The organism is Mesorhizobium sp. CNPSo 4688 (genome assembly GCF_057784295.1).
The window spans coordinates 1-23,750 of the sequence record NZ_JBWLUY010000003.1; the positions used below are offsets into that span (position 1 = coordinate 1).

General features: G+C 64.0%; 20 protein-coding genes and 1 pseudogene. 6 read left to right on the forward strand and 15 right to left on the reverse strand.

The features are described from left to right. Positions 1-393, forward strand: a pseudogene (locus AC04SH_RS05575) (hypothetical protein); the annotation flags it as partial. 10 nt (positions 394-403) lie between these two features. On the opposite strand, the gene AC04SH_RS05580 reads toward AC04SH_RS05575, so the two are convergent. The 3 genes from AC04SH_RS05580 to AC04SH_RS05590 are packed head-to-tail and all read right to left on the reverse strand — an operon-like array spanning position 404 to position 3,067. Further along, entirely contained in the window at positions 404-1,828 is a 1,425-nt protein-coding gene (locus AC04SH_RS05580) for a S8 family serine peptidase (protein WP_488574258.1), read from the reverse strand. Beyond that, positions 1,818-2,486: an anti-sigma factor gene (locus AC04SH_RS05585; protein WP_488574621.1), complete on the reverse strand. Its 669-nt coding sequence runs from the start codon at positions 2,484-2,486 to the stop codon at positions 1,818-1,820. The genes AC04SH_RS05580 and AC04SH_RS05585 overlap by 11 nt, the downstream gene beginning before the upstream one ends. 14 nt (positions 2,487-2,500) lie before the next feature. After that, on the reverse strand, positions 2,501-3,067 hold the full coding sequence (locus AC04SH_RS05590) for a sigma-70 family RNA polymerase sigma factor (RefSeq protein WP_352555779.1): 567 nt from the start codon (positions 3,065-3,067) through the stop codon (positions 2,501-2,503). A 200-nt stretch (positions 3,068-3,267) separates the two neighbouring features. Between AC04SH_RS05590 and AC04SH_RS05595 the strand changes: the two genes are divergently transcribed. Further along, on the forward strand, positions 3,268-4,242 hold the full coding sequence (locus AC04SH_RS05595; protein WP_477353341.1) for an IS5 family transposase: 975 nt from the start codon (positions 3,268-3,270) through the stop codon (positions 4,240-4,242). A 171-nt stretch (positions 4,243-4,413) separates the two neighbouring features. Here the strand turns inward: AC04SH_RS05595 and AC04SH_RS05600 are convergent, their stop codons facing one another. The 10 genes from AC04SH_RS05600 to puuE form a co-directional block, all read right to left on the reverse strand. Further along, entirely contained in the window at positions 4,414-5,253 is an 840-nt protein-coding gene (locus AC04SH_RS05600) for an alkaline phosphatase family protein (protein WP_488574259.1), read from the reverse strand. A gap of 95 nt (positions 5,254-5,348) precedes the next feature. After that, the gene (locus AC04SH_RS05605) at positions 5,349-7,004 is read right to left on the reverse strand and encodes an ABC transporter ATP-binding protein (RefSeq protein WP_488574260.1); all 1,656 of its coding nucleotides are present in this window, start codon (positions 7,002-7,004) and stop codon (positions 5,349-5,351) included. Next, on the reverse strand, positions 7,004-7,831 hold the full coding sequence (locus tag AC04SH_RS05610) for an ABC transporter permease (RefSeq protein ID WP_352555785.1): 828 nt from the start codon (positions 7,829-7,831) through the stop codon (positions 7,004-7,006). The genes AC04SH_RS05605 and AC04SH_RS05610 overlap by 1 nt, the downstream gene beginning before the upstream one ends. Positions 7,832-7,841: 10 nt before the next feature. Further along, on the reverse strand, positions 7,842-8,801 hold the full coding sequence (locus AC04SH_RS05615; RefSeq protein ID WP_477410310.1) for an ABC transporter permease: 960 nt from the start codon (positions 8,799-8,801) through the stop codon (positions 7,842-7,844). 16 nt (positions 8,802-8,817) lie between these two features. Continuing rightward, entirely contained in the window at positions 8,818-10,404 is a 1,587-nt protein-coding gene (locus tag AC04SH_RS05620; RefSeq protein ID WP_488574261.1) for an ABC transporter substrate-binding protein, read from the reverse strand. Positions 10,405-10,558: 154 nt separating this feature from the next. Then, positions 10,559-12,544 carry a CocE/NonD family hydrolase gene (locus AC04SH_RS05625; RefSeq protein WP_488574262.1) on the reverse strand — a complete coding sequence of 662 codons (1,986 nt, stop codon included), beginning with the start codon at positions 12,542-12,544 and terminating at the stop codon, positions 10,559-10,561. Positions 12,545-12,640: 96 nt separating this feature from the next. Beyond that, positions 12,641-13,234 carry a nucleoside deaminase gene (locus AC04SH_RS05630; protein WP_488574263.1) on the reverse strand — a complete coding sequence of 198 codons (594 nt, stop codon included), beginning with the start codon at positions 13,232-13,234 and terminating at the stop codon, positions 12,641-12,643. Between the two features lie 5 nt (positions 13,235-13,239). Continuing rightward, positions 13,240-13,740, reverse strand: coding sequence for an ureidoglycolate lyase (locus tag AC04SH_RS05635; protein WP_488574264.1), 501 nt, complete (start codon positions 13,738-13,740; stop codon positions 13,240-13,242). After that, positions 13,737-14,594 (reverse strand): bifunctional allantoicase/(S)-ureidoglycine aminohydrolase, encoded by an 858-nt coding sequence (locus AC04SH_RS05640; protein ID WP_488574265.1) that lies wholly within the window; start codon positions 14,592-14,594, stop codon positions 13,737-13,739. Before AC04SH_RS05640 ends, AC04SH_RS05635 begins: the two co-directional genes overlap by 4 nt. Before the next feature lie 26 nt (positions 14,595-14,620). Further along, positions 14,621-16,039, reverse strand: a complete 1,419-nt coding sequence (puuE, locus tag AC04SH_RS05645; RefSeq protein WP_488574266.1) for an allantoinase PuuE — start codon at positions 16,037-16,039, stop codon at positions 14,621-14,623. Between the two features lie 199 nt (positions 16,040-16,238). On the opposite strand from puuE, the gene uraH reads away from it, so the two are divergent. From uraH to xdhC, 4 genes are all read left to right on the forward strand, one after another. Next, positions 16,239-16,613, forward strand: coding sequence for a hydroxyisourate hydrolase (uraH, locus tag AC04SH_RS05650; protein WP_488574267.1), 375 nt, complete (start codon positions 16,239-16,241; stop codon positions 16,611-16,613). A 3-nt stretch (positions 16,614-16,616) separates the two neighbouring features. Then, positions 16,617-18,098, forward strand: coding sequence for a xanthine dehydrogenase small subunit (xdhA, locus tag AC04SH_RS05655; RefSeq protein ID WP_488574268.1), 1,482 nt, complete (start codon positions 16,617-16,619; stop codon positions 18,096-18,098). Next, positions 18,098-20,458 (forward strand): xanthine dehydrogenase molybdopterin binding subunit, encoded by a 2,361-nt coding sequence (xdhB, locus tag AC04SH_RS05660; RefSeq protein ID WP_488574269.1) that lies wholly within the window; start codon positions 18,098-18,100, stop codon positions 20,456-20,458. The genes xdhA and xdhB overlap by 1 nt, the downstream gene beginning before the upstream one ends. A 62-nt stretch (positions 20,459-20,520) precedes the next feature. After that, the gene (xdhC, locus tag AC04SH_RS05665; protein ID WP_488574270.1) at positions 20,521-21,531 is read left to right on the forward strand and encodes a xanthine dehydrogenase accessory protein XdhC; all 1,011 of its coding nucleotides are present in this window, start codon (positions 20,521-20,523) and stop codon (positions 21,529-21,531) included. A 13-nt stretch (positions 21,532-21,544) separates the two neighbouring features. Here the strand turns inward: xdhC and AC04SH_RS05670 are convergent, their stop codons facing one another. Together AC04SH_RS05670 and AC04SH_RS05675 are read right to left on the reverse strand one after the other, a co-directional pair. Next, complete coding sequence (locus tag AC04SH_RS05670) at positions 21,545-22,795, reverse strand: LLM class flavin-dependent oxidoreductase (RefSeq protein ID WP_488574271.1); 1,251 nt, start codon at positions 22,793-22,795, stop codon at positions 21,545-21,547. Further along, entirely contained in the window at positions 22,792-23,739 is a 948-nt protein-coding gene (locus AC04SH_RS05675; RefSeq protein ID WP_488574272.1) for an LLM class flavin-dependent oxidoreductase, read from the reverse strand. Before AC04SH_RS05675 ends, AC04SH_RS05670 begins: the two co-directional genes overlap by 4 nt. Positions 23,740-23,750: the final 11 nt, after the last annotated feature.

A 23,750-nucleotide genomic window follows, 5' to 3' on the forward strand; every position in this document is an offset into this window, starting at 1 on the left:
AACCGGCTGCTCGCATCGATCGACGAATGGGCAGAGGCGAATGCACCGTCCGGCGTCGGTCCCATCGAGCGTTTTGCCCCCACTGCAATCGACGCGGCGCCGCAACTGAAACTCAAACTCGGCGAAGACGTTCGCACGGTGCTATGGGCCACCGGTTTTCGGCCGGATTTTTCATGGCTGGATTTGCCGATCTTCGATCGCAAGGGCGACCTGAAGCACGATCGAGGCGTTGCTGACGTTCCCGGGGTCTATGTGGTGGGTCTGCCATATCTGCGTCGCCGGAAATCGAGCTTCATCCACGGCGCCGAGGATGACGCGCGCGAACTCACAGCGCATTTGACCGACTACCTCGACAGGACACGTCAAATGTCTCTGCGCGCACTGGCCATGTGAAGAGACCGCACTATTTCGCCGCTTCGGCCGCTTTGATGTCCAGCAGCCCATAGCCGAAATCCTTGTCGCGGCCCTTCGGACCGAGATCCCGGGCGGTGGCGGCCAGCGCCTTTTCGATGTCGTCGGCCGAGCGCTCGGGCGCGGCGTGGATCAGATTGGCGATGGCGCCGGAGACGATCGCGGCGGCAAACGAGGTGCCGGTGACCACGTCCGAGCCGGCGCCGCTCGGCGCCACCATCTCGACGCCGGGCGCCGAGATGAAGACGTAGGCGCCGCGATTGGCCTGCGGCATCAGCCCGTCCTTGGCGTCGGTGGCGGTCACCGCGATGACGCCGGGATAGGCGGCCGGGTAACCATAGGGCGCTTTCGGCCCGTTGTTGCCGGCCGCCGCAACCAGGATGATGCCGAGCCCGCGCGCATTGCGGCAAGCGGTGGCGAGCAAATCGTTCTTCGGGCCGACGAAGCTCATATTGATGATGCTGACATTCTGCTCCGCCGCCCAGTCGAGCGCCGACAGGATGACATCCATGGTCGACCTGCCATCCTCGAAGGCGCGCGCATGATAGATCCTGGCCCCGGGCGCCATGCCTTCGAGCGCGCCGACACCGGCGATCAGCCCGTCGACCGAGGTGCCATGGTCGCGCTTTTCGATCGGCACTTCGGGCATGGCGTCGAACTGGTCGGCAATGACGCCGGCCAGCGCGGGATTGGTGTCGTCGATGCCGGTGTCGATGACGGCGACGCGCACATTCTCGCCGCTGGCTTGCTTGTTGTCGAGCTGGATGCGCTCGAAGGCATAGTTGACGATGCCGGCCGCCTGCTGCAGCGAATAGATATGGTTCGGCTCGCGCCGCTGGGTGCGGCCATCGGCGGCCAGCTGCGCCAGCACGGTGCCGACCGGGCGGCCGTCGGGAATGCCGAAGCGCACCAGCGTGGTGCCGAGCAGCCGCGACTGGCGCTGAGAGCGCACTTCGAGGCCGAAGGAGGCGGCGATCTGCTGGACAGCGCCGGCGTCACCATCGACGGTCACCAGCACCTCGTCGGGCACGAACGCGCCGGCGATGGCACGCCGCGGAGCGGTCGCGACAAGATCGGTTGGCGAAACGATAGGCCCACCGGCCGGCGGTCCAGCCTGGGTGTCGGCAGGCGGCGCCGACGGCCGTGGCGTCGGTACGGGCGCCGCGGAAGCGGGCGGATTGGGAAACAGGTCGACGATCAGCGCCGGAAGGACGACAGCGCCCTGGCCGCCGCCCCCTCCGCCATTCGCACCCTTATCGTCCTTGGGGCAGTCGGCAGCCGCCGCACCGGCCGCGTCGGTGCAGTCGGTCTTTGTGCGGCCGGCATTGGGAGCGTTGGTCTGCGCCGAGACGGGCACGGCGGCGATTGTCATCGCCGCCGCAAGGATTGCAAATCGAATGACCGCCTTAGCTGCCATCAACCGGTTTCCTTCCCTCGATCACAGTCTCAGCGAAAGGCTGGGCGGCAATAAGGCCGAGCAACTTGGTATAGTCTGCTCCGGTCTTGGCCGGGAGGGCAATGCGGAAGACGCCCGAAGCGGTGGGCCCGCCGGCGATCTTCAGCCCGTTCTGGTCGAGGAAGGCGGCGATGTCGGACATCTTGGCCTCCGGCTTGAACTTGACCAGTGCGAACGGCAGTTTCGCCAGCTCGTCCTCGGCGCCGGCAATCTCGAAATCATTGCCCTTGCCGCCGGTATGCACGTAGGACTGCACCACGACGAGCGCCAGCAAGACAGCGGCCGCCGCCCAGGCGACACCGACCGGCACCGCCATGAAGCGGTCGAGCGCCTGCGCCAGCCAGGACCGGCCTGCCGGCGCGCGTGCCGGCCCGGCCTCGGCGTCGAGCGCCTTGGCAAAGCGGCTGAGCGCATCGGCCGGCGGCCGGATCGCTTCGTTGGCGGCGGTGGTGCCTGAGAATTCGGCCTCGGCCTCGCCAAGGGCTGCCATCGCGGCCGGATCGCTCGCCAGCCATTCCTCGACGGCTTCGAGGTCGGAGCCTTCCAGCGAGCCGTTCAGGTAGAACGGCAGCAGCGTTTCCATTTCGTCGCGGCGCGACATTTTTTCAGCGGCGCTCATATCTTCAGGATTGCTCATGGCCACCCCCTGTCGTAACCGGCCGCCTTCAAGGCTTCGCCGAGTTTCTTGCGGGCGTAGAACATACGGGTCTTGACGGTGGCGACCGGGATGTTGAGCACCTCGCCGATCTCCGTCACCGACTGTCCGTGGTAATAGGCAAGGTCGATCACCGAGCGGTGTTCTTCCGGCAAGGCATCGACGAAACGGCGCAAGGCGGCGCCCTTGTCTTCCTTCATGGTCGCGACTTCCGGCGTGTCGGCGCTGTCGGGAACCTGCGCCGCATCGTCATCGTCGATCCAGTCTTCTTTTTTCTTGCGCAACATCGACAGCGCCTTGAAGCGGGCGATGCCGAGCAGCCAGGTCGAGACTTCCGAGCGTCCTTCGAAGCCGGGCGCCTGGCGCCACAGCTCAAGAAAGACCTCGTTTGCGATATCGTCGGCCATCATTTCCGATCCCGTCTGGCGCGCCACGAAGCGGTAGACCCGCGCGTGGTGACGCATGAACAGCAGCCGAACAGCGGCACGGTCGCCCTTCGCGACCCGGTCGACAAGCGCGCGATCAGTCTCCGTCGCTGCCGTCATGGCCGGTCGAGCCGCCTGGCTCCTGTCTGCTCTGTCGCCGATCGGTCCAAAAAGGTTCATCCTTCCGCCAAGGAATTTTGGCGAAGCTAACCGAACAGAGGGAGTGTTGCCAGTGGTGCGCCTTTTTCCCTTCTCCCCCTGTGGGACTGTTGCAAAATTGGGTGGATGTGATTCCCTGTTTTTGAAACGGGGATTTTGCGATGACGACAAAGCCGAGCGGTCAGTTCAGTTTTGTGGAGGCTCTGCTGCCACAGGGTCTTGGTCGGAGCGGTCGGCTGGACCGGCTGTCGTCGCTGGTGAAGTGGTATCGCTTCGAGAAGATCCTGGCGCGGCTGCGCTCGCCGGCTGGGCCAGGGCGGCCTGCGTACAATTCGCTGGTGATGTTCAAGGCGCTTCTGCTGCAATCCTTGTACGGGCTGTCGGACAGCGAACTGGAGGAGGCGCTCGCCGATCGGCTGTCGTTTCGCCGTTTCGTTGGGTTGACGCTCGAGGAGACGGTGCCCGACCACACCACGCTCAACCGCTTTCGCAGTCTTCTCGTCGAGGCTGGGCTTCTGGAGAAGCTGTTTGGCGAACTGGACCATCAGTTGGACAAAGCCGGGCTGATCCTGCGGCGCGGCACGATGCTCGACGCCACGGTGATCGAGACGGCGGCGGCACGGCCACCCAGTGGAGCCGCGCAGGAGGTGGGCGAGGTCGGCGATCCCGATGCCGGCTTTACACGCCGGCAGGGCAAGCCTGGCTCCTCCTACGGCTACAAGGCCCATGTCGGTGTCGACCAGGGTTCTGGTCTGATCCGCCGGGTGAGGACGACAGCGGCCAACGTCAACGACACGGTCGAAGCGGATCATCTGATCTGTGGCGACGAAGGCGCGGTGCTGGCGGATGCGGCCTATCACACCAAGGCGCGCGAGCTGTCGCTGAGGCAGCGCGGGATCAAGCCGCGGCTGATGCGGCGAGCCAACAAGCATCATCCGCGCCTGCCGGCTCGCCTGAAGCAGTTCAACCAGCTGATCGCCCGGCAACGCTTTGCCGTCGAGACGACCTTCGCCACCTTGAAGAACCGCATGCGACTTTGCGCCATCCGCTATCGCGGCCTGGCCAAGGCGGCAGGACAGGTCCTCATCGCGGCCATGGCCTTCAACATGCGCCGCTGGGTGACGCTGGCCACCTGATCCTGGGTCGCACTGCGCCCCGAACCCACCGAATACGCCAACTCCTATCCTATCCGGCCGCAAACCCGCGCCGTAAAGCACCTCGCTGCGCCCCTGCAGTCCCTCCAGGCGTCCAAAGTCTAATAACGCAACAGGCCCCCTGTGGGAGAAGGGAAAGGCGTCGCGCCCAGCTCACCCCAGAAACGGCTTCGCCTTCATCGTATCCGGCACCGGCACACCCAGCCGCTTCAGCACCGTTGGCGCCAGCTGCAGCTGATCGAGCAAAGTGTCCGCATCCGGTCCCTTGCCTTGCCCAAAATAATACAGCGCGAAATCCTGCATTTCGTCGTCATGGCCGCCATGATGACCACGGTCGGTCTGACCGTGGTCGGCGGTGACGATCACCTCATAGCCGGCTTGCCGCCAGCCGGGCAGGAAGGCCGCGAGCATGCCGTCCATAGCATAACAGGCATGGTCCATTTCATGGCAGTCATGGCCGAAGCGGTGGCCCATCGAATCCAGCGTGCAGGTGTGCAGGATGCCGTAATCGATATCATGGCGCCGGGTCAGCATGGTCAGCGTCGCAAACAGGTCGACATCGCTCGGCGTCATCTGGTTGCGCAAATTGTAGCCGGTCATGGTGTGGAAGCGGCCATGTGTGATCGGCCCATCCGGCTCGTCATATTCCATGTCCTCGACCAGGTCGAACGGGTAGGAGCGGAAGAATTCGGACCAGTAGGAATGCGTCACCGCCCCGGTCTTGCCGCCGGCCTTGCTGACCTCGGAGAAGATGTCCGGCTTGTTGACCAGGAAACGGTTCTCGTTGGACAGGATGCCATGCTCCTGCGGTGTGACCCCGGTGTGGATCGAGGCATAGCAGCAGGCCGATGTCGACGGCAGCACCGAGCGCATCTTCCATACCTGCGCCTCGCCCGATTGCACCCATCCCTCGAGATTGCCCATCAGCCGGCGCCAGTTCCGGTAGGGCACGCCATCGAGGATAATGAGGAGAAGCTTGGTCTTGAGCGCCATCGGCGGCTCCATGCGGTCTTGCGGGAGAGGTCAGCATCCGGGGCGGCCGGCCAGGCCAAGCCCCAGATGTCTTGAGAGAGGCGGAAGCCGGCCGCCTAGTTGCCCGCGCTCGCCATACGCCGTCCCTTGATCGCCTTTTCCAGCCAGCCGATCTCCATCTCGGGAACCGAGGACAGGAGCAGGTCGGTATAGGCGTCGAAGGGCGGCGTCAGCACCTTGCTCTTGGCGCCGTAGCGCACCACCTCGCCGCGATACATCACAGCGATCGAATCGGCGATCGACTTCACCGTTGCCAGATCGTGGGTGATGAACAGGTAGGCGACCTTCTCGTGCTGCTGCAGGTTGAGCAGCAGCTTGAGGATGCCGTTGGCCACCAGTGGGTCGAGCGCCGATGTCACCTCGTCGCAGATGATCAGCTTCGGCTTGGCGGCAAGCGAGCGAGCGATGCAGACGCGCTGTTTCTGACCGCCGGACAGTTCGGCCGGATAGCGGTCGAGGAAGCCCTTGCCCATCTCAATCTCGTCGAGCAGTTCGGCGACGCGCTTGTCGCGTTCGCGGCCGCGTATGCCGAAATAGAACTCCAGCGGCCGGCCGATGATGGTGCCGACGGTCTGGCGCGGGTTCATCGCCACGTCGGCCATCTGGTAGATCATCTGCAATTGCCGCAGATCCTCCTTCGGCCGGTCGGCAAGCCGGTTGGCAAGCGGCCTGCCGTCGAAGGTGACGGTGCCTTCCTCAGGCGGCAAAAGCCCGGTGATGGCGCGCGCCAGCGTCGACTTGCCGGAGCCGGATTCACCGACGACGGCCAGCGTCTGGCCCGGATAGATGTCGACCGAGACGTTCTTCAGCACCTTGACGTTGCTGCCGCCATAAGCGGCGGTGACGTTCTTGACCGACAGGAACGGCGTCGCGCCGGGCTTCTGCTCGGCGTGCTCGATCTCATGCACCGAGACCAGCGCATTGGTATATTCCTGGCGCGGCTCCTTGATGATCTGGCGGGTGCCGCCCCATTCGACCAGCCTGCCGTGGCGCAGCACCATGATCTCGTCAGAGACCTGGGCGACAACGGCAAGGTCGTGGGTGATGTAGAGCGCCGCGACATGGGTGTCGCGAATGGCGTCCTTGATTGCCGCCAGCACGTCGATCTGCGTCGTGACGTCGAGCGCGGTGGTGGGCTCGTCGAAGACGATCAGGTCGGGCTCCGAGCACAGCGCCATCGCCGTCATGACGCGCTGCAGCTGGCCGCCGGAGACCTGGTGCGGAAAGCGTTCGCCGATGGTTTCGGGATTCGGCAGGCTGAGCTTCTTGAACAACGCCACGGCGCGTTTCTCGGCCTCGGCCCGTGTCGCCGTCCCGTGCAGCAGCGTGGCTTCCACCACCTGGTCCATCAGCTTGTGCGCCGGGTTGAAGGCGGCGGCGGCCGATTGCGCGACGTAGCAGACCTCGCGGCCGCGCAGCTTGCGGAAGCCTTCCTTGCCGCCCTTGAGGATATCGCGGCCGTTGAGGAACACCTCGCCGCCGGTTATGCGCACGCCGCCGCGGCCATAGCCCATCGACGACAGGCCGATGGTCGACTTGCCGGCGCCGGACTCGCCGATAAGGCCGAGCACCTTGCCCTTTTCCAGCGTCAGCGAGACGTCGTCCACCAGCACGATGTTCTTCGGCGCCTCGCCGGGCGGGAACACTGTCGCTTCGATGCGCAGGTTGCGGATATCGAGCAGCAGGCCGGGCTTTGCTTTGGTGTCAGCCATCACCCGCGTCCTCCCTTCAGGCTTGTCGTGCGATTGAGGATCCAGTCGGCGACAAGGTTGACCGAAATTGCCAGTGCGGCGATTGCCGCCGCCGGAATGAGCGCGGCGCCGATGCCGAAGACGATGCCGTCCTTGTTTTCCTTGACCATGCCGCCCCAGTCAGCATCCGGCGGTTGCACGCCAAGGCCGAGGAAGGACAGCGTCGACAGGAACAGCACCGCATAGATGAAGCGCAGGCCGAGTTCGGAAACCAGCGGCGACAGCGCGTTAGGCAGGATCTCGCGGAAGATGATCCAGCCGCTGCCTTCGCCGCGCAATTTGGCGGCTTCGACATAGTCCATGACGTTGATGTCTACGGCGACAGCGCGTGACAGCCGATAGACGCGGGTCGAGTCGAGGACGCCCATCACCAGGATCAGCGTCACCAGATTGGTCGGCAGCACCGAGAGCACGACGAGCGCCATGATCAGCGTCGGGATCGACATCAGGAGATCGACGAGGCGCGACAACAGCGTGTCGAACCAACCGCCGAACACCGCCGCCGAAAAGCCGAGAATGGCGCCGAGCGAGAACGACAGCGCGGTGGCGAGCACGGCGATGAACAGTGTGATGCGGGCGCCATAGATCATGCGCGACAACAGATCACGGCCAAGATTATCAGTGCCCAGCCAATGCGCCGAAGACATCGGTTCCCAAGGAACGTCGCTGACTATCTCGGCATTGCCGTGCGGCGCGATCCATGGCGCAAACACGGCTGCCACGACGAACATCGTCGTCAGCACGATGCCGATCAGTGCGGGGATGGGGATGCGTCTGATATCGAGCATGCCCGCCCCCTTATTTCGGATGTCTGAGGCGCGGATTGGCGACGATCGCTCCAATGTCCGCGATGATGTTCAAGGTGATGTAGACGGCGGCGAAGATCAGGCCGACCGCCTGCACCACCGGCACGTCACGCTTGGTGACGTGATCGACCAGATACTGCCCCATGCCCGGATAGACGAAAATCACTTCGACCACGACGACGCCGACGATGAGGTAGGCGAGGTTGAGCATGACGACGTTGATAATCGGTGCGATGGCATTGGGGAAAGCGTGCTTGCGGATGACATTGAAGGCCGACAGGCCTTTCAGTTCCGCCGTCTCGACATAGGCCGACTGCATGACGTTGAGGATGGCCGCGCGGGTCATTCGCATCATGTGGGCCAGCACAACCAGCGTCAGCGCGGCGGCCGGCAGGGCGATCGCCTGCATGCGCTCGCCGAACGGCATGCCGTCATAGACCGTGGAAATTGCCGGAAACCATTGATATTTGACGGCAAAGAAGAAGACCAGCACGTAGCCGATGAAGAACTCCGGGAAGGACGTCGAGGCGAGCGCCAATCCGGATATCAGCTTGTCGACCCAGCCATTGCGGTAACGCACCGCGATCAGGCCGAGAATGATGGCCAGCGGCACGGCCACGACCGCCGCCCAGAAGGCGAGGAACAGCGTGTTCCACAGCCGCCCCTTGATCGAGGTCGCGATATCCTGGCCGCTAGACATCGCCGTGCCGAGATCGCCGGTGAGCGCACCGCCGAGCCAATGGAAGTACCTGATGTAAGCCGGCTGGTTGAGGCCGAGCTGCTCGCGCAGATTGGCGAGCGACTCCGGCGTCGCCGACTGTCCGAGGATGGCTTGCGCGACATCGCCGGGCAGGATTTGCGTACCGGCGAAGATCAGGACCGAAACGGCCAGCAGGAGGACGATGCCCAGCGCAACGCGCTGGGCAATCAGTTTCAAGATGGGTGAGGACATATCCGCAAAGCCGGGCTCAGGCTTCGAGCCAGCACTTCGCCAGCGCGTAGCCGTTCATCAGCTCCTGATGCGGATCGTCGACCCAGCCGCCGACCTTGGCGCCGGTGGCATCGATGAACTGGTTGAACATCGGCAGGATCAGGCCGCCCTCGTCGCGCACCAGGACAGCCATGTCGTGGTACATCTGCTTGCGCTTGGCCTCGTCGAGTTCGGCGCGCGCCGCCAGCACCATCTTGTCGAAATCCGGACGCTTGAAACGGGTATCGTTCCAGTCGGCGGTCGACAGATAGGCCGTCGAGTACATCTGGTCCTGCGTAGAGCGGCCGCCCCAGTAGGAGGCGCAGAATGGCTGCTTGTTCCAGACCTCGTTCCAGTAACCGTCGCCGGGCTCGCGCTTGAGCTCGATCTTGATGCCGGCCTTGGCCGCGCTCTGCTGGAAGAGCTGCGAGGCGTCGACCGCGCCTGGGAAGGCGACGTCGGAGGTGCGAAGCAGCACGGTGCCGTCATGACCCGACTTCTTGTAGTGGAACTTGGCCTTGTCGGGATCGTACTTGCGCTGTTCGATCTCGGTGAACAGCGGATAGGACGAATTGATCGGGAAGTCGTTGCCGAGCGAGCCGTAGCCGCGCAGCACCTTGTTCAGCATCTCCTCGCGGTCGATCGCAAGTTTCAGCGCCATGCGCAGATCGTTGTTGTCGAACGGCGCCGTGTCGCAATGCATGATGAAGACATAGTGGCCGGGGCCGGCATGGTTGCGGATGGTGACGCCGGGCACGCGCTTGATCAGGTCGACGATCTTCGGCTCGACGCGGTTGATCATGTTGACCTGGCCGCCCTGCAGGGCCGCCGTGCGCGCCGTCGCATCATTGATGACGACGACTTCGATCTGGTCGGCATGGCCCATCTTGTCGCCCTGCCAGTAATTGGCGAAGCGCTCGCCGACATGGCGCACGCCGGGCTCGTTGGTCTTGACCACGTACGGACCGGCCGAGATGCCGGCATCGGGCTTGTCCTTGCCGCCATTGGGCTGCACGATCAGGTGATAGTCGCTGAGCAGGTAGGGGAGGTCGGCGTTGGCCTCCTTCAGCGTCAGCACCACTTCCTTGCCGCTGGCCTTGATGGTCTCGATGCCCTTCATGTAGCCGAGCGCGCCGGACTTCGACTTTTCGTCCGAATGGCGCTCGAGCGTGGCAGCGACGTCCTCGGCGGTCACGGTCTTGCCGTTGTGGAACTCAACGCCGTCGCGGATCTTCAGCGTCCACACCTTGGCGTCGTCCGACGAGCCGATCTCTTCGGCGATGCGGTTCTCGAGCTTGCCCTCGGGTGACAGCTCGACGATCATTTCGCCCCAGCACTTGCCGAAGGCGAACGGCACCTGCGTCATCATCAGCGCCGGATCGAGGCTGTTGGTGGATTCACCGCCGACCAGGCCGGCCTTGATCGTGCCGCCCTTGACCGGACCCTCCGCGCGCGCCGCACTCGAAAGCAGCATATTGGCGAAGGGTGCGGTGACGCCGAGTGCTGCGGCGCGGCCGAGGAAATCACGACGGCTCAGCTTGCCGGACGCAACGCGCCGGCTCAGATATTCGAGTTCGTTAGACATTTGAGTTCCTCACTCTGTTGGTTCGACCTTGTGGTCGTTTTTTGTTTGTTGTTACCAAGGGGATATTGACCGAAGGGCAAAGCCATAAGCAAGACCGAATGCGACATGCCGTGGCGTAAATCGCACGTCGCAGCTGGACCAGTCGGGTTGGCGCTCAGAGCAGGGCGCGCGGGATCGTCTTTTCGAAATCGCGTTCGAAAACCAGCGTTTCGCCCTCATAGGCTTCGATTCTGGCGCTGACGATGAAGTTTTGCGCGTCGCAGCGCATTTCGGCCGAAGTCTCGGTGCGCACCGACCATTCATTTCGCGACAGGGTCTGCGTCCAGTGGGTTTTTCCCGAGGCGGACAATGGGTCGTCGGGATGGATGACCCATGTCTCGCGGGCGATGCTACCATTGGCCAGCCCGTGCGCAAGATCGCGCACCGCGCCGAAATCGTCGGTTATCGACAGCGTGACGATGCCGGTTTTTTCGTTGCGGTCGACATGACGCTCCGAATTCGCCGCCCGGACAGTCTCGGTTGCCCAGGGCGTTGCGCCTTCGGGAGACTGAAACGAGATCTCGTCGCCTTTCGCCAGCGGGCGCAACGGCAGTCTCAGCGTCGCCGCCGAAAGGTCGAGCCGCACGGGCTCAGGCGACGGCCAGATCATCGGCCAGTAGGCGTTGGAGACGGCAATACGCAGGCGGTGTCCGGCCGGCACGCGGTAGGCGCACTGGTCGAGCACGACACGCGCCGAAACGATCTCTCCGGGCACCAGCGCTTGCGGGAATTCGTGCGAGTTGCGGTGGGTGAGGTTAAGCACGCCGTAGGAGATCAGCTCCGAAGCGCCGTCCGGGTGCACGTCGCACAGCCGCACCGCGATGTTTGCTTGCGGTCGATCAGAAGAAAGCCGGACCCCAAGCTCGGGCGCGCCGACAATGTCGATGGCCTCGGCCAGCACAGGCTGATCAAAGCAGACCGACAGCGCATCGTCCGGGCGCTGGTCTCCCGGAAGTTCCGGGCCAAAGGTGAAGGGAAAATATTCGCCGCCGGCAAGCCCGCAGCTTTGCGGTGTCGCAACGATCGACGGCTTGGCGCCGGCAGCGATGAGTTCGATCGCCTCGACCTTGATGTTCGGCGACGGCCACTCCTGCTCCGCGATCCAGCGGCCCGGCCGCTCCGGGTGCCAGCGCGCGGGGCGCACGCTGTCCATCACATAGGCGCGGTAGTCCGGATCGGCCTCGACGCCGGTTTCGGCGCCCTTCAGCCAGCGGTCCCACCAGCGCAGCGCCTCCTGCAGGAAGCCGATGGCGGGTTTTGGTCCGGCATAGTGCGGGTATTTGTGGATCCACGGCCCGACAATGCCCTTCACCGGCGCCTGGATGTTGGTGACAAGGTGCGAGATCGTATTGCGGTAGCCGTCATGCCAGCCGCCGATCGACAGCACCGCAGCCTTCACGGCGGAGAAATCCTCGCAGATCGAGCCGCGTTTCCAATAGGCGTCGCGGTGCTGATGGCTGAGCCAGAGCGGCAGAAGGAAAGACTGGTTCTCCAACCGCGTCAGCCACAGGTCGCGCCAGCGGTTGTCGCCCGCAATCAGCGGATCCGGCGGCCGCGACGAATAGGACAGCATGGTCGAGGCCCAGCCGAAATTCTCCGTCAGCAGACAGCCGCCCTTGTAGTGGATGTCGTCGGCATAACGGTCGACGGTCGAGCACAGGCTGATGACCGCCTTCAACGCCGGCGGCTGCTTGGCCGCCACCTGCAGGCAGTTGAAGCCACCCCAGGAGATGCCCATCATGCCGACATTGCCATTGCACCAGGGCTGCGCTGCCGCCCAGGCGATGACGTCGCAGGCATCCTGCAATTCCTGCTCGGAATATTCGTCATCCATCAGCCCTTCGGAATCGCCATTGCCGCGCATGTCGACGCGGATCGAGGCGTAGCCATGGCCGGCGAAATAGGGATGCGTCAGCTGATCGCGAAAGATGGTGCCGTCGCGCTTGCGGTAAGGCAGATGCTCGAGGATGGCCGGCACGGGATCATCGCCCGCATCCTGCGGCATCCACACCCGCGCCGACAGCCGGCAACCATCCGGCATGACGATGCCCATATCGGGGAATTCGACGACCTTGCGGGGAAATTCGGTGACGGTTTTCATAGGCTGGCATAACGCCCCGCCAGCCCGCGATTTTCAATCGCCATTCGCGACTGGAGCAGCGGAAATTGCGACCTGGCCGTAGCGCGCTTCACGACCTCAGTTCAGCGGAATGTCGTTCTCAGCCTTGCTGTCCTGATAGACGCCGGAAAGCTCGTCGTAACGCCCCGAAATCTTGCCGATCCGCGCCTCAAGCCGTTGACGCTCGGCCTCGGGCAGCGCGCGTACCAGCCTGCGGATGGAAAAACTCTTCCAGTAGGCGTTCTCGGCATTGTAGCCGCCGGGGTCGAGGGTGAAGACCTCTTTTAGGATCTTCAGGTCGTGCGGAATGGCGAATGAGTCGCGCGAATCCTCGTGACTGAACAGATAGTAGAAATTGTCGAAGCCGGTCCAGGTGATCGCCGACAGGCAGAGCGAGCACGGCTCGTGCGTGGCGATGAAGATGGCGTCTTTCGTATCGACACGTTCGGCCTTGGGCATTTCATAAAAACGCTTCAGGCAGTGCACCTCGCCGTGCCAGAGCGGGTTTTCAATCTCGTTGTTGGTTTCGGCCAGCACCAGCGAGTGGTCGTCCTTGCGCAGGATCGCGGCGCCGAAGAGCTTGTTGCCATGAGCGACGCCCTCCGCCGTCTTCGGCACGATGTCGTGCTCGATGACGTCGAGCAGGCGGTCGATCAGCGATATGTCGGTCATTTTACTCAGGTCTCGTCGGGGAGATGGATCTCGTAGGGGTGCGAGAAGTGGAATTCTTCGAGGTTGGACCCGTCGCCGCCACGATCGACAATGACGAAATCCTGGGCTTCGCCGAGCGGCGTCAGCACGCCGTGCCAGAGATTGCGCGGATAGTTGATGCCTTGGCCGGGCGCTGTGATGAAGGCGTGCGGTTGGCCGGGTCCGTCCTTGCCGTCATGGCAGACGACGACCAGAAAGGGACGCGGCGACAGCGGGATGAAGGCCTGGCTGCCGAACGGGTGGCGCTCGACCATGGTGAGCTTCAGCGGCAGCTCGTAAGGCGTGCTCCGCACCATCGAAACCAGCACGCGGGCATTCGGGCCCGCCGCCTCAGCCGTGGCGAGATCGTGGTAGCGTTCCGCCTTGCCGCCGTTGATCGGGTAGTGGTTGTCGCCGCCCATGTCGATCACGTCGCCGAAGCCGGCAAAGCTTTCGCGGGTCAGCGGCCGCGCTGTGATGCGGGTCACCGCGCGCGACCGCCAATGCCCGCTCCGCCAAGCTTGGCGTGCCGGTTGACGTCCTTGTAGAGCAGATAGCGGAATTTGCCGGGGCCGCCGGCGTAGCAGGCCTGCGGGCAGAAGGCGCGCAGCCACATGAAGTCGCCGGCCTCGACCTCGACCCAGTCCTGGTTGAGGCGGTAGACGGCCTTGCCTTCGAGCACATAGAGCCCGTGCTCCATGACATGGGTCTCGGCGAACGGAATGACGGCGCCGGGCTCGAGCGTAACGATGGTGACATGCATGTCGTGGCGCATGTCGGCCGGATCGACGAAACGGGTCGTCGCCCAGCGGCCCTCGGTGCCGGGCATCGGCGACGGCGCCACTTGCTGGTCGCTTGAGAACAAGGCCTCCGGCGTATCGATGCCGTCGACGGCCTCATAGGCCTTCCTGATCCAGTGGAAGCGCACGGCGTCGCGGCCTTCGTTGCGCACCGTCCAGCCGCTGGCCGGCGGCAGGAAGGCAAAGCCCCCCGCTTGAAGCACGTGCTTCTTGCCGGCGAGCGAAACGGTCAATTCGCCTTCGACAACGAACAGCACGCCTTCCGCGCCATCGTCCAGCTCCGGCCGATCGCTGCCGCCGCCAGGCAGAACCTCGGCGATGTACTGCGAAAATGTCTCGGCGAAACCCGACAGCGGCCTGGCGATGATCCAGGCCCTGGTCTTGTCCCAGAACGGCAGCGGGCTGGTGACGATGTCCTGCATCACCCCTCTGGGGATGACGGCATAGGCCTCGGTGAAGACGGCGCGACCGGTCAGAAGCTCATTTTGGCCAGGATGGCCGCCATGCGGCGCATAGTAGGTTTTCTGGTTAGTCTTGATCATATCCATGGGGTCCTGACCCTCAGTCATTAGAGCGGGAGCATGTCTTTCAGGCGGAGCAGCGCGATGCGCTCGACCTGTTTGCAGGCGGTATCGAGTTCGACGCCACGGCTGTTGCCGATGCGCGCCTCGAACTCGGTGAGGATTTCCTCCTTGGTCTTGCCCCGCACCGCAATGATGAAGGGAAAGCCGAAGGTTGTGACGTAGGCGGCGTTGAGTTTTGAAAACAGCTCGCGCTCCTTGTCGGTCAGCGCGTCGAGGCCGGCGGACGCCTGTTCCCTGGTCGATTCCGCCGTCAGGCGCTTCGCCTTGGCCAGTTTGCCGGCAAGATCCGGATGGGCGTTGAGCACGCCGAGCCGTTCGGTCTCGCTGGCGGCGCGGAAAACGCGACACAGCGCATTGTGCAGGCCGCCGGCGCTGTCATGTGCCGGTCCGAGCTCCAGCTCAAAGGCGCGTTCGGCGATCCACGGCGAATGTTCGAAGACGCCGCCGAATGTGTGGACGAAGGTCTCGAATTCCATCTTCGATGGCTTGAGCGCCGGCGGCTGGTAGGGGTGATGCTCCTGCCAGTGCCTGGCGATATCGATGCGGCGCGCCAGCCAGACCTTGTCGTGCGATTTCACATAATCGACGAAGCGCTTCAGCGCCGCCACCCGGCCCGGCCGCCCGACGAGGCGGCAATGCAGGCCGATATTCATCATTCGCGGCCGGCCGGCCTTGCCCTCGGCATAGAGCGTGTCGAAGCTGTCCTTGAGATAGGCAAAGAACTGGTCGCCCGAATTGAAACCCTGCGGCGTGGCGAAGCGCATGTCGTTGGCGTCGAGCGTATAGGGGATGACAAGCTGCGTGCCGCCGCTGTGCTCGAACCAGTAGGGCAGTTCGTCGTCATAGGTGTCCGACACATAATCGAAGCCGCCCTCTTCGGCGACCAGCCGCACCGTGTTGACCGAGGTGCGGCCGGTGTACCAGCCGGTCGGCCGCTGCCCGGTCACCTCGTAGTGCAGCTTGATCGCCGCTTCGAGGTCGCGGCGCTCATCCTCGGCGCTATGGTCGCGGTAGTCGATCCATTTCAGCCCGTGCGAGGCCATTTCCCAGCCGGCCTCCTGCATCGCCGCCACCTGATCGGGCGAGCGCGCCAAGGCGGAGGCGACGCCGTAGCAGGTCACCGGCACTTGCGCCTCGCTGAACAGGCGCAGCAGCCGCCAGAAGCCGGCGCGCGCGCCATATTCGTAGATCGATTCCATGTTCCAGTGGCGTTGGCCGACCCAGGGGGCGGCGCCAACGATCTCCGACAGGAAGGCTTCCGAGGCCTTGTCGCCGTGCAGAACGCAGTTCTCGCCGCCTTCCTCGTAATTGACGACGAACTGCACCGCCACATGTGCGCCATCAGGCCATTTCGGATCCGGCGGATTGGCTCCATAGCCGCGCATGTCTCTAGAGTAACGCATTGCCCCTCCCTGCCGGACACCGCCGGAAGTTGTGATCAGGATAGTCGAAAGGGGTGCCTACGCATTCCCTCGAAATTTTTGAAAGTGTTTTTGTGCCGCTCCGCTCGACCGGGACTTATGCATCGCCTTTAATTGGCGCACAATTCATTGCTTTGCTCGATTGTACCGGGCCAGTTCATTTTGGAAATGGGAGGCGCCAGTGGCAGAAACGTCGAAAGCCGATGGCGGACGTCTGACGACGCATGTGCTCGACACCGCGACCGGCAAGCCGGCGGCGGGCCTGTCGATTGCGCTTTATCACCTCGAGGGTAAGGCTCGGACACATCTGAAGACCGTTGTCACAAATGCCGACGGACGCTGCGATGCGCCGCTGCTGGCAGGCGCGGAGTTTCGCACCGGCGAGTACGAACTGATCTTCGCGGCCGGCGACTATCTGCGCGGCCAGGGAACAAAACTGCCGGAACCGGCCTTCCTCGACAGCGTGCCGATCCGCTTCGGCATGGCTGCAACAGTGCATTATCATGTGCCATTGCTTATCTCTCCCTATGGCTACTCGACCTACAGGGGGAGCTGACGCATGGCCAAGGTCACCATACGCAACGAGATCCGTTTCATCCTCAATGGCAGGGATGTCGCGCTGCCATCAATGGCGCCAGAGACGACCTTGCTCGACTGGCTGCGGCTTGAGCGCTCGCTGCGCGGCACCAAGGAAGGCTGCGCCGAGGGCGATTGCGGCGCCTGCACAGTGCTGGTCGGCAAACTCTCGGCCGGCAAGCTGGTCTACGAAAGCGTCAATGCGTGCATCCGCTTCCTCGGTTCGCTCGACGGCACCCATGTCGTGACGGTCGAGCATTTGCGCGGTGCGCCCGGCCAGTTGCACCCGGTGCAGCAGGCGATGGTCGATTTCCACGGTTCGCAATGCGGCTTCTGCACGCCGGGCTTCGTCATGTCGCTTTACGGCCTGTGGATGAAGTCGCCGGACCCGTCGAACGCGGCGATCGAAAAGGCGCTGCAAGGCAATCTCTGCCGCTGCACCGGCTACGAGGCGATCATGCGCGCCGCCCGCGCCATCTCCACCTACGCCAAGGCGGCAAAGGATCCGCTGGCAGCGGAGCGCAAGGCGATCACGGCAAGGCTCGAAGCGATGCGTGATGGCGCCCGCGTAGAGATCGGCGCCGGCAAGCAGCGGCTGATCGTGCCGGCCAACGTCGACGATTTTGCCGCCGTGCTGGACAAGGAGCCCGGCGCCACGGTTGTCGCAGGCTCGACCGATGTCGGCCTGTGGGTCACCAAGCACATGCGCGACATCTCGCCGGTAATCTTTATCGGCAATCTCGACGGTCTGTGCGCAATCTCCGAAGACAATGACGTCATCACCATCGGCGCCGGCGTCACCTACACCGACGCCTTCGCGACACTGGCGAAGCGCATCCCGGCGTTGGGGCCATTGTTCGACCGCATCGGCGGCGAGCAGGTGCGCAACATGGGCACGATCGGCGGCAACATCGCCAATGGCTCGCCGATCGGCGACACGCCGCCGCCTTTGATCGCGCTCGGCGCGCAACTGACGCTGCGCCGGGGCAAGAAACGGCGCACCATCGCGCTTGAGGATTTCTTCATCGCCTATGGCAAGCAGGACCGGCAGCCGGGCGAATTCGTCGAGGCTGTGCATGTTCCTGTGCCGGCCAAGGGCACAAAGTTTGCCGTCTACAAGATCACCAAGCGCCGCGACGAGGACATCACCGCAGCCCTCGGCGCCTTTTTCCTCGACCTCGCCAAGGACGGCACGGTGGCCGACATCTGCATCGCCTATGGCGGCATGGCGGCGACGCCGAAGCGCGCCTTCGGCGTCGAAAAGGCGCTGCTCGGCAAACCGTGGACGGAGGCAACGGTGGAAACGGCGATGGCTGAATATGCCGGCGATTTCACCCCGCTGACCGATATGCGGGCATCGGCCGAGTACCGGGCGCTGGCGGCGAAGAACCTTTTGCTGCGCTTCTTTGCCGAGACCACCGGCAGCAAGGCGCCGTTCCAGGTGTCACGCAACGAGGCGGCCTGATGAACAAGCACGCTTCTCCCAACCTCAAGGCACAGAAGATTTCCGGCGGCGTCGCCACCGACCAGCGTCATGATTCCGCGCACAAGCATGTCAGCGGCAGCGCCGTCTATATCGACGACATGCCGGAGCCGGCAGGCATGCTGCATGGCTGCCTCGGCCTGTCGACGGCAACGCATGCGACGATCACCAAAATGGATCTGTCGGCGGTGCGCTCGGCGCCGGGGGTTGTCGATGTGCTGACGGCAAAAGACGTGCCCGGCGAAAACGACATCTCGCCGACCGGCCGTCATGACGAGCCGGTGCTGGCCGACGACAAGGTGCAGTTCTACGGCCAGCCGATCTTTTGTGTCATTGCCCGGACGCGCGAGGAGGCGCGCCGCGCGACCCGGCTGGCCAAGGTCGAATACAGCCAATTGCCTTTCGTCACCGACATCGGTGACCTCGACCCGCGCAAGGACAAACTGGTCACGCCGCCGCTCACCTTGAAGCGCGGCGATGCCGCTGCCGCGATCAAGGCGGCGCCGCGCCGGCTGAAGGGCAAGATGCGCATTGGCGGCCAGGAGCATTTTTACCTCGAAGGCCATATCGCGGTGGCCATTCCGGGCGAAGACCAGGACGTCACCATCTATTCCTCGACCCAGCATCCGAGCGAAGTGCAGCACATGGTCAGCCATGCGCTGGGCGTGCCGAGCAACGCCATCACGGTGGAAATCCGCCGCATGGGCGGCGGCTTCGGCGGCAAGGAGACGCAAGGCAACCAGTTTGCCGCCCTCGCGGCGATTGCTGCCAAGAAACACCATCGCGCGGTAAAGATCCGGCCCGACCGCGACGACGACATGATCGCCACCGGCAAGCGTCATGACTTCCTCGTCGATTACGAGGTCGGCTTCGACGACGACGGCAACATTTTGGGCGTCGACTTCATGTTTGCAGCGCGCTGCGGTTTCTCGTCGGACCTGTCAGGCCCCGTCACCGACCGTGCGCTGTTTCACTGCGACAACACTTATTTCTGGCCGGCGGTGCACGCGCAGTCGGCGCCGCTCTACACCAACACCGTGTCGAACACCGCCTTTCGCGGCTTCGGCGGCCCCCAAGGCATGGTCGGCGCCGAACGCGTCATCGACGAGGTCGCCTTTGCCGTCGGCAAGGACCCGCTCGAAATCCGCAAGCAGAATTTCTACGGCACCAGTGTTGATAAAGAGGGGGGCCGCAACATCACGCCCTATCACCAGACGGTCGAGGACAACATCATCCATCGCATCGTCGCCGAACTGGAGACGAGCGCGGAGTATGCGAGCCGCCGCAGGATCATCCAGGCCTTCAACGCCAACAGCCGCTTCATCAAGCGCGGGCTGGCGTTGACGCCGGTGAAATTCGGCATCTCGTTTACCGCGACGCATTACAACCAGGCCGGCGCGCTGGTGCATGTCTATACCGACGGTTCGGTGCATCTGAACCATGGCGGCACCGAGATGGGGCAAGGCCTCTATGTCAAGGTGGCGCAGGTGGTGGCGGAAGAGTTCCAGATCGATCTCGACCAGGTGAAAATCACCGCGACCACCACCGGCAAGGTGCCGAACACTTCGGCCACCGCAGCGTCGTCCGGCACCGATCTCAACGGCATGGCGGCACAGAACGGCGCCCGCCAGATCAAGGATAGGCTGACCGATTTCGCCGCCGAAAAATACCAGGTGCCGCGCGACCAGGTGCTGTTCCTGCCCAACCGCGTGCGCATCGGCAATCAGGAGATTGCCTTCGCCGACCTCGTCAAGCAGGCCTATATGGCCCGCATCCAGCTGTCGGCGACGGGCTTTTACAAGACGCCGAAAATCCACTGGAACCGCGACAAGGGCGAGGGCCGTCCCTTCTATTATTTCGCCTATGGCGCCTCGTGCTCGGAGGTCTCGGTCGACACGCTGACCGGCGAATATGTCGTCGAGCGCACCGACATATTGCACGACACCGGCCGCTCGCTGAACCGTGCCATCGACATCGGCCAGATCGAGGGCGGCTTCATTCAGGGCATGGGCTGGCTGACGACGGAGGAACTGTGGTGGGATGACAAGGGCCGGCTGCGCACGCACGCGCCGTCGACCTACAAGATCCCGCTGGCGTCCGACCGGCCGAAGATCTTCAACGTGACGCTAGCCGACTGGCCGGAAGCCAACGAGCCGACGGTGCACCGCTCCAAGGCGGTCGGCGAACCGCCCTTCCCGCTCGGCATGTCGGTGCTGCATGCGCTGTCCGACGCGGTAGCCAGCGTTGCCGACCACAAGATTTGTCCGCGTCTCGACGCCCCGGCGACACCGGAACGCGTGCTGATGGCGATCGAACGGCTGAGAGCCGCAAAACCGGCCTGATTGAGCCCAAACGTGCAAATTCGGTCCAGAAACGCTATATTTCCCAGGTGGGAATGCAGACGATGAACTCGAAAGTGCAAAGCCTTAGAGCTTTTCTCGGCAGCGCCGGCCGGCTTGCTTTGGTCGAAGTGGCCGGCACCAAGGGCTCGACGCCGCGCGAGAAGGGCGCCTTTATGCTCGTCTCGGCGTCGGCGATCTTTGGCACGATCGGCGGCGGCCAGCTCGAATATATGGCGATCGACAAGGCCAGGCAGATGCTTTTCTCCCCCCTTGAGGGGGAGATGGCCGCAGAGCGGCCAGAGGGGGTCCTCTCAGGAGGCACCGCAAGGGCGCCGCGCACTGCCGCAACGATCCCCCCCGGCGGCTTCGCCGCCACCCTCCCCTCGAGGGGGAGGGGAACCCGTATCGAGGTCGATGAAGTCTGCGCCACGCTCGACGTGCCGCTAGGGCCGGAGATCGGCCAGTGCTGCGGCGGACGCGTCGAAGTGTCGATCCGGCTCGTCGATGCCGCGCTCGCAGCCGAATTGATCGCAGCAGCGGAGGCCGAAGAAGCCCATCTGCCGCATGTCTATATCTTCGGCGGCGGCCATGTCGGCCAGGCGCTGGTCTCGACCATTGCGCTTCTTCCCGTGCACGGCGTCGTCATCGAGACACGCACTGAGGCGCTGGAAGGCATGCCGGAAACCGTCGAGACGCGGCTGACGCCGATGCCAGAGGCCGAGATACGCAAAGCGCCTGCCGGCACCGCCTTCGCCATCCTCACCCACGACCACGCGCTGGATTTCCTCATCGTTGCCGAAGCGCTGAAGCGCGAAGACGCAGCCTATGTCGGCATGATCGGCTCGAAGACCAAGAAGGTGACGTTCAGGAACTGGTTCCTGAAATCGGCGGATGGCTCGGAAGCCGAATTCGCCCGCCTCGTTTCGCCAATCGGCGGCGACGAGGTCAAGGACAAGCGCCCTCCGGTGATCGCAGCGCTTGCTGCAGCGGAGATCGTGACGGCGCTGGCCGTTCACAGCGCGACGTCAAATATCGACCATCCGGTCCAACGAGACAAAGAAATAGCCGGCTAACTTTTCGCCATAGCTACGCCGGCCGCTTCAACCCCAGATGCTCGCGTAGCGTGCTGCCCTCGTACTCTCGGCGGAACAGGCCGCGCCGCTGCAGTTCCGGCACCACGAGGTCGCAAAAGGCATCGAGTTCGCCAGGGAAGTATGACGGCATGACATTGAAGCCGTCGGCGCCGCCGCCTTCGAACCGCGCTTGCAATTCATCCGCGACCTGTTCCGCCGTCCCGACGATGCGCCAATGGCCGCGGGCTCCGGCGAAATGACGGGCAAGCTGGCGGATGGAAAGGCCGTCGCGGCGCGATTGCTCGACAACCAGCGCCTGGCGGCTTTTCATGCCCTCGGTCTCCGGCAGTTCGGGCATCGGTCCATCGATCGGATAGCGCCAAAGATCGGAGATGCTGAGATAGCTGGACAGCAAGGCAAGACCGACATCGTCGGGGATGAGCGCTTGCAACTCCTCGTGCTTCTCCCGCGCCTCGACCTCGGTTTCCGCCACCACGGGCGACACACCGGGCATGATCTTGATGTCGTCGGGCTCGCGCCCATAGGCCGCCATGCGTCCCTTGAGATCGTCATAAAAAGCCTTGGCTTCCTCAAAGGTCTGCGCGGCGGTGAACACCACATCGGCGGTACGGGCGGCGAGATCGCGGCCGACATCCGAGGCACCCGCCTGTACCATCACGGGTGCGCCCTGCGGCGAGTGCGGCAGGTCGAGCGGGTCGCGTACCGAGAAACTCTGGCCGTTATGGCCTTGAAAGCTGCCGCCTTGCCAAAGTCCTGACACCACCTCGGCGAATTCACGCGCGCGCTCATAGCGGTCGGCGTGGGGTTTGAGGCCGGTCGCGCCGAAATTGGCGGCTTCGATGGGGCTCGCCGACGTGACCAGGTTCCAACCGGCGCGGCCGCCGCTCAAGTGATCGAGCGACAGGAAGGTACGCGCCAGGCCATAGGGCTCGTTGTAGCTGGTCGAGGCCGTGGAGACGAGACCGATGTGGCTGGTCTGGACGGCAAGCGCCGACAGCAGGCTGATCGGCTCGAAGCCGATCGAGCGCGAGGTCTGGCTGGCAATGCCGACATTGGCTTCGCGTAAGCCCGCGGCATCCTCGCAAAAGATCATGTCGAGCTTCGCCGCTTCCGCCGTGCGCGCCAGCTGGATGTAATGGTCGATGTCGATGCCGGCCGTCACATGCGCCTTCGGGTGGCGCCACGCGGCGATGTGGTGGCCCGTCGCCCACAGGAAGGCGCCGAGTTTCATCTGGCGGCTCATTGCGCTGCTCCAGCAAGTCCGAGATACGAGCGCAATGTCGTTCCGGGATAATCCCGCCGGACAAGGCCGCGCCGCTGCAATTCGGGCAGCACGCGGCCGACGAAACCGTCGAACGCGGAAGGCGGCGTCGCGATGTTAAACCCGTCGCAGCTCTTCGAGCGGAACAGCTCTTCCAACCTACCGGGACTGATATCTGGTCCATTGGCGCTGACGTTCACAAGCGCCTTCACCGCATCAGGATCGCGCCCGCATGCGGCGACGCGGCGCTTGAGGTCGTCGTAGTGCGCCTTGCCGTCCTGAGCCTCGGCAAGCATGACGACATCGGCAGTGCGGGAGGCAAGATCAAGATCGCCCTCCGACACATCCGACAGCACCAGCACTGGCGTATCCTGCGGCGAGCGCGCGACGTTCAGCGGTCCGCGCACCGAGAAGAACTCGCCCTTGTGGTCGAGCAGATGCATCTTGCTGGGATCGTGGAAGTGGCCGCCGACCTTGTCGAACAGCAGCGCGTCCGCGTCCCAGCCCTGCCACAGGCCCTGGACGACGCCGATATATTCTTCGGTGCGGCGACGGAACTCGGCAGCGGAAAACCCCTCGGGACGGCTGAAATTGGCGGCCTCGCGTGGCGCCTGCGCCATGGTCGCGTGCCAGCCGGCGCGGCCATGGCTGATGATGTCGAGCGAGGCAAAACGGCGCGCCAGATTGTAAGGCTGGTGGGTGACCGTCGAGGCGGCAGCAACGAGGCCGAGCCGGCTCGTGACCGTCGCCAGCGCCGCCAGCAAGGTCGTCGCTTCGAAAGGGCTCGACCCGCCGCTGTCCGGCATGGAGTCCTCGAGGACGATCATGTCCAGCCCGGCCGCTTCCGCTTGCTTGGCAAAATCGGCGAGATCGCTGAACGCGATCGGCTGCCTGGAAGCAATGTTGAGCGAAACGGCGAGATGCATTGTGGTTTGCT

Coding starts and splice junctions, on each gene's coding strand:
- AC04SH_RS05580 (WP_488574258.1), bottom strand. CDS start 1,828: ATGGCAGCTAAGGCGGTCATTCGATTTGCAATCCTTGCGGCGGCGATG.
- puuE (WP_488574266.1), bottom strand. CDS start 16,039: ATGCGTTACTCTAGAGACATGCGCGGCTATGGAGCCAATCCGCCGGAT.
- xdhA (WP_488574268.1), top strand. CDS start 16,617: ATGGCCAAGGTCACCATACGCAACGAGATCCGTTTCATCCTCAATGGC.
- AC04SH_RS05605 (WP_488574260.1), bottom strand. CDS start 7,004: ATGGCTGACACCAAAGCAAAGCCCGGCCTGCTGCTCGATATCCGCAAC.
- AC04SH_RS05600 (WP_488574259.1), bottom strand. CDS start 5,253: ATGGCGCTCAAGACCAAGCTTCTCCTCATTATCCTCGATGGCGTGCCC.
- AC04SH_RS05675 (WP_488574272.1), bottom strand. CDS start 23,739: ATGCATCTCGCCGTTTCGCTCAACATTGCTTCCAGGCAGCCGATCGCG.
- AC04SH_RS05620 (WP_488574261.1), bottom strand. CDS start 10,404: ATGTCTAACGAACTCGAATATCTGAGCCGGCGCGTTGCGTCCGGCAAG.
- AC04SH_RS05590 (WP_352555779.1), bottom strand. CDS start 3,067: ATGACGGCAGCGACGGAGACTGATCGCGCGCTTGTCGACCGGGTCGCG.
- xdhC (WP_488574270.1), top strand. CDS start 20,521: ATGAACTCGAAAGTGCAAAGCCTTAGAGCTTTTCTCGGCAGCGCCGGC.
- AC04SH_RS05630 (WP_488574263.1), bottom strand. CDS start 13,234: ATGACCGACATATCGCTGATCGACCGCCTGCTCGACGTCATCGAGCAC.
- AC04SH_RS05610 (WP_352555785.1), bottom strand. CDS start 7,831: ATGCTCGATATCAGACGCATCCCCATCCCCGCACTGATCGGCATCGTG.
- AC04SH_RS05640 (WP_488574265.1), bottom strand. CDS start 14,594: ATGATCAAGACTAACCAGAAAACCTACTATGCGCCGCATGGCGGCCAT.
- AC04SH_RS05585 (WP_488574621.1), bottom strand. CDS start 2,486: ATGAGCGCCGCTGAAAAAATGTCGCGCCGCGACGAAATGGAAACGCTG.
- xdhB (WP_488574269.1), top strand. CDS start 18,098: ATGAACAAGCACGCTTCTCCCAACCTCAAGGCACAGAAGATTTCCGGC.
- AC04SH_RS05615 (WP_477410310.1), bottom strand. CDS start 8,801: ATGTCCTCACCCATCTTGAAACTGATTGCCCAGCGCGTTGCGCTGGGC.
- AC04SH_RS05625 (WP_488574262.1), bottom strand. CDS start 12,544: ATGAAAACCGTCACCGAATTTCCCCGCAAGGTCGTCGAATTCCCCGAT.
- AC04SH_RS05595 (WP_477353341.1), top strand. CDS start 3,268: ATGACGACAAAGCCGAGCGGTCAGTTCAGTTTTGTGGAGGCTCTGCTG.
- AC04SH_RS05670 (WP_488574271.1), bottom strand. CDS start 22,795: ATGAGCCGCCAGATGAAACTCGGCGCCTTCCTGTGGGCGACGGGCCAC.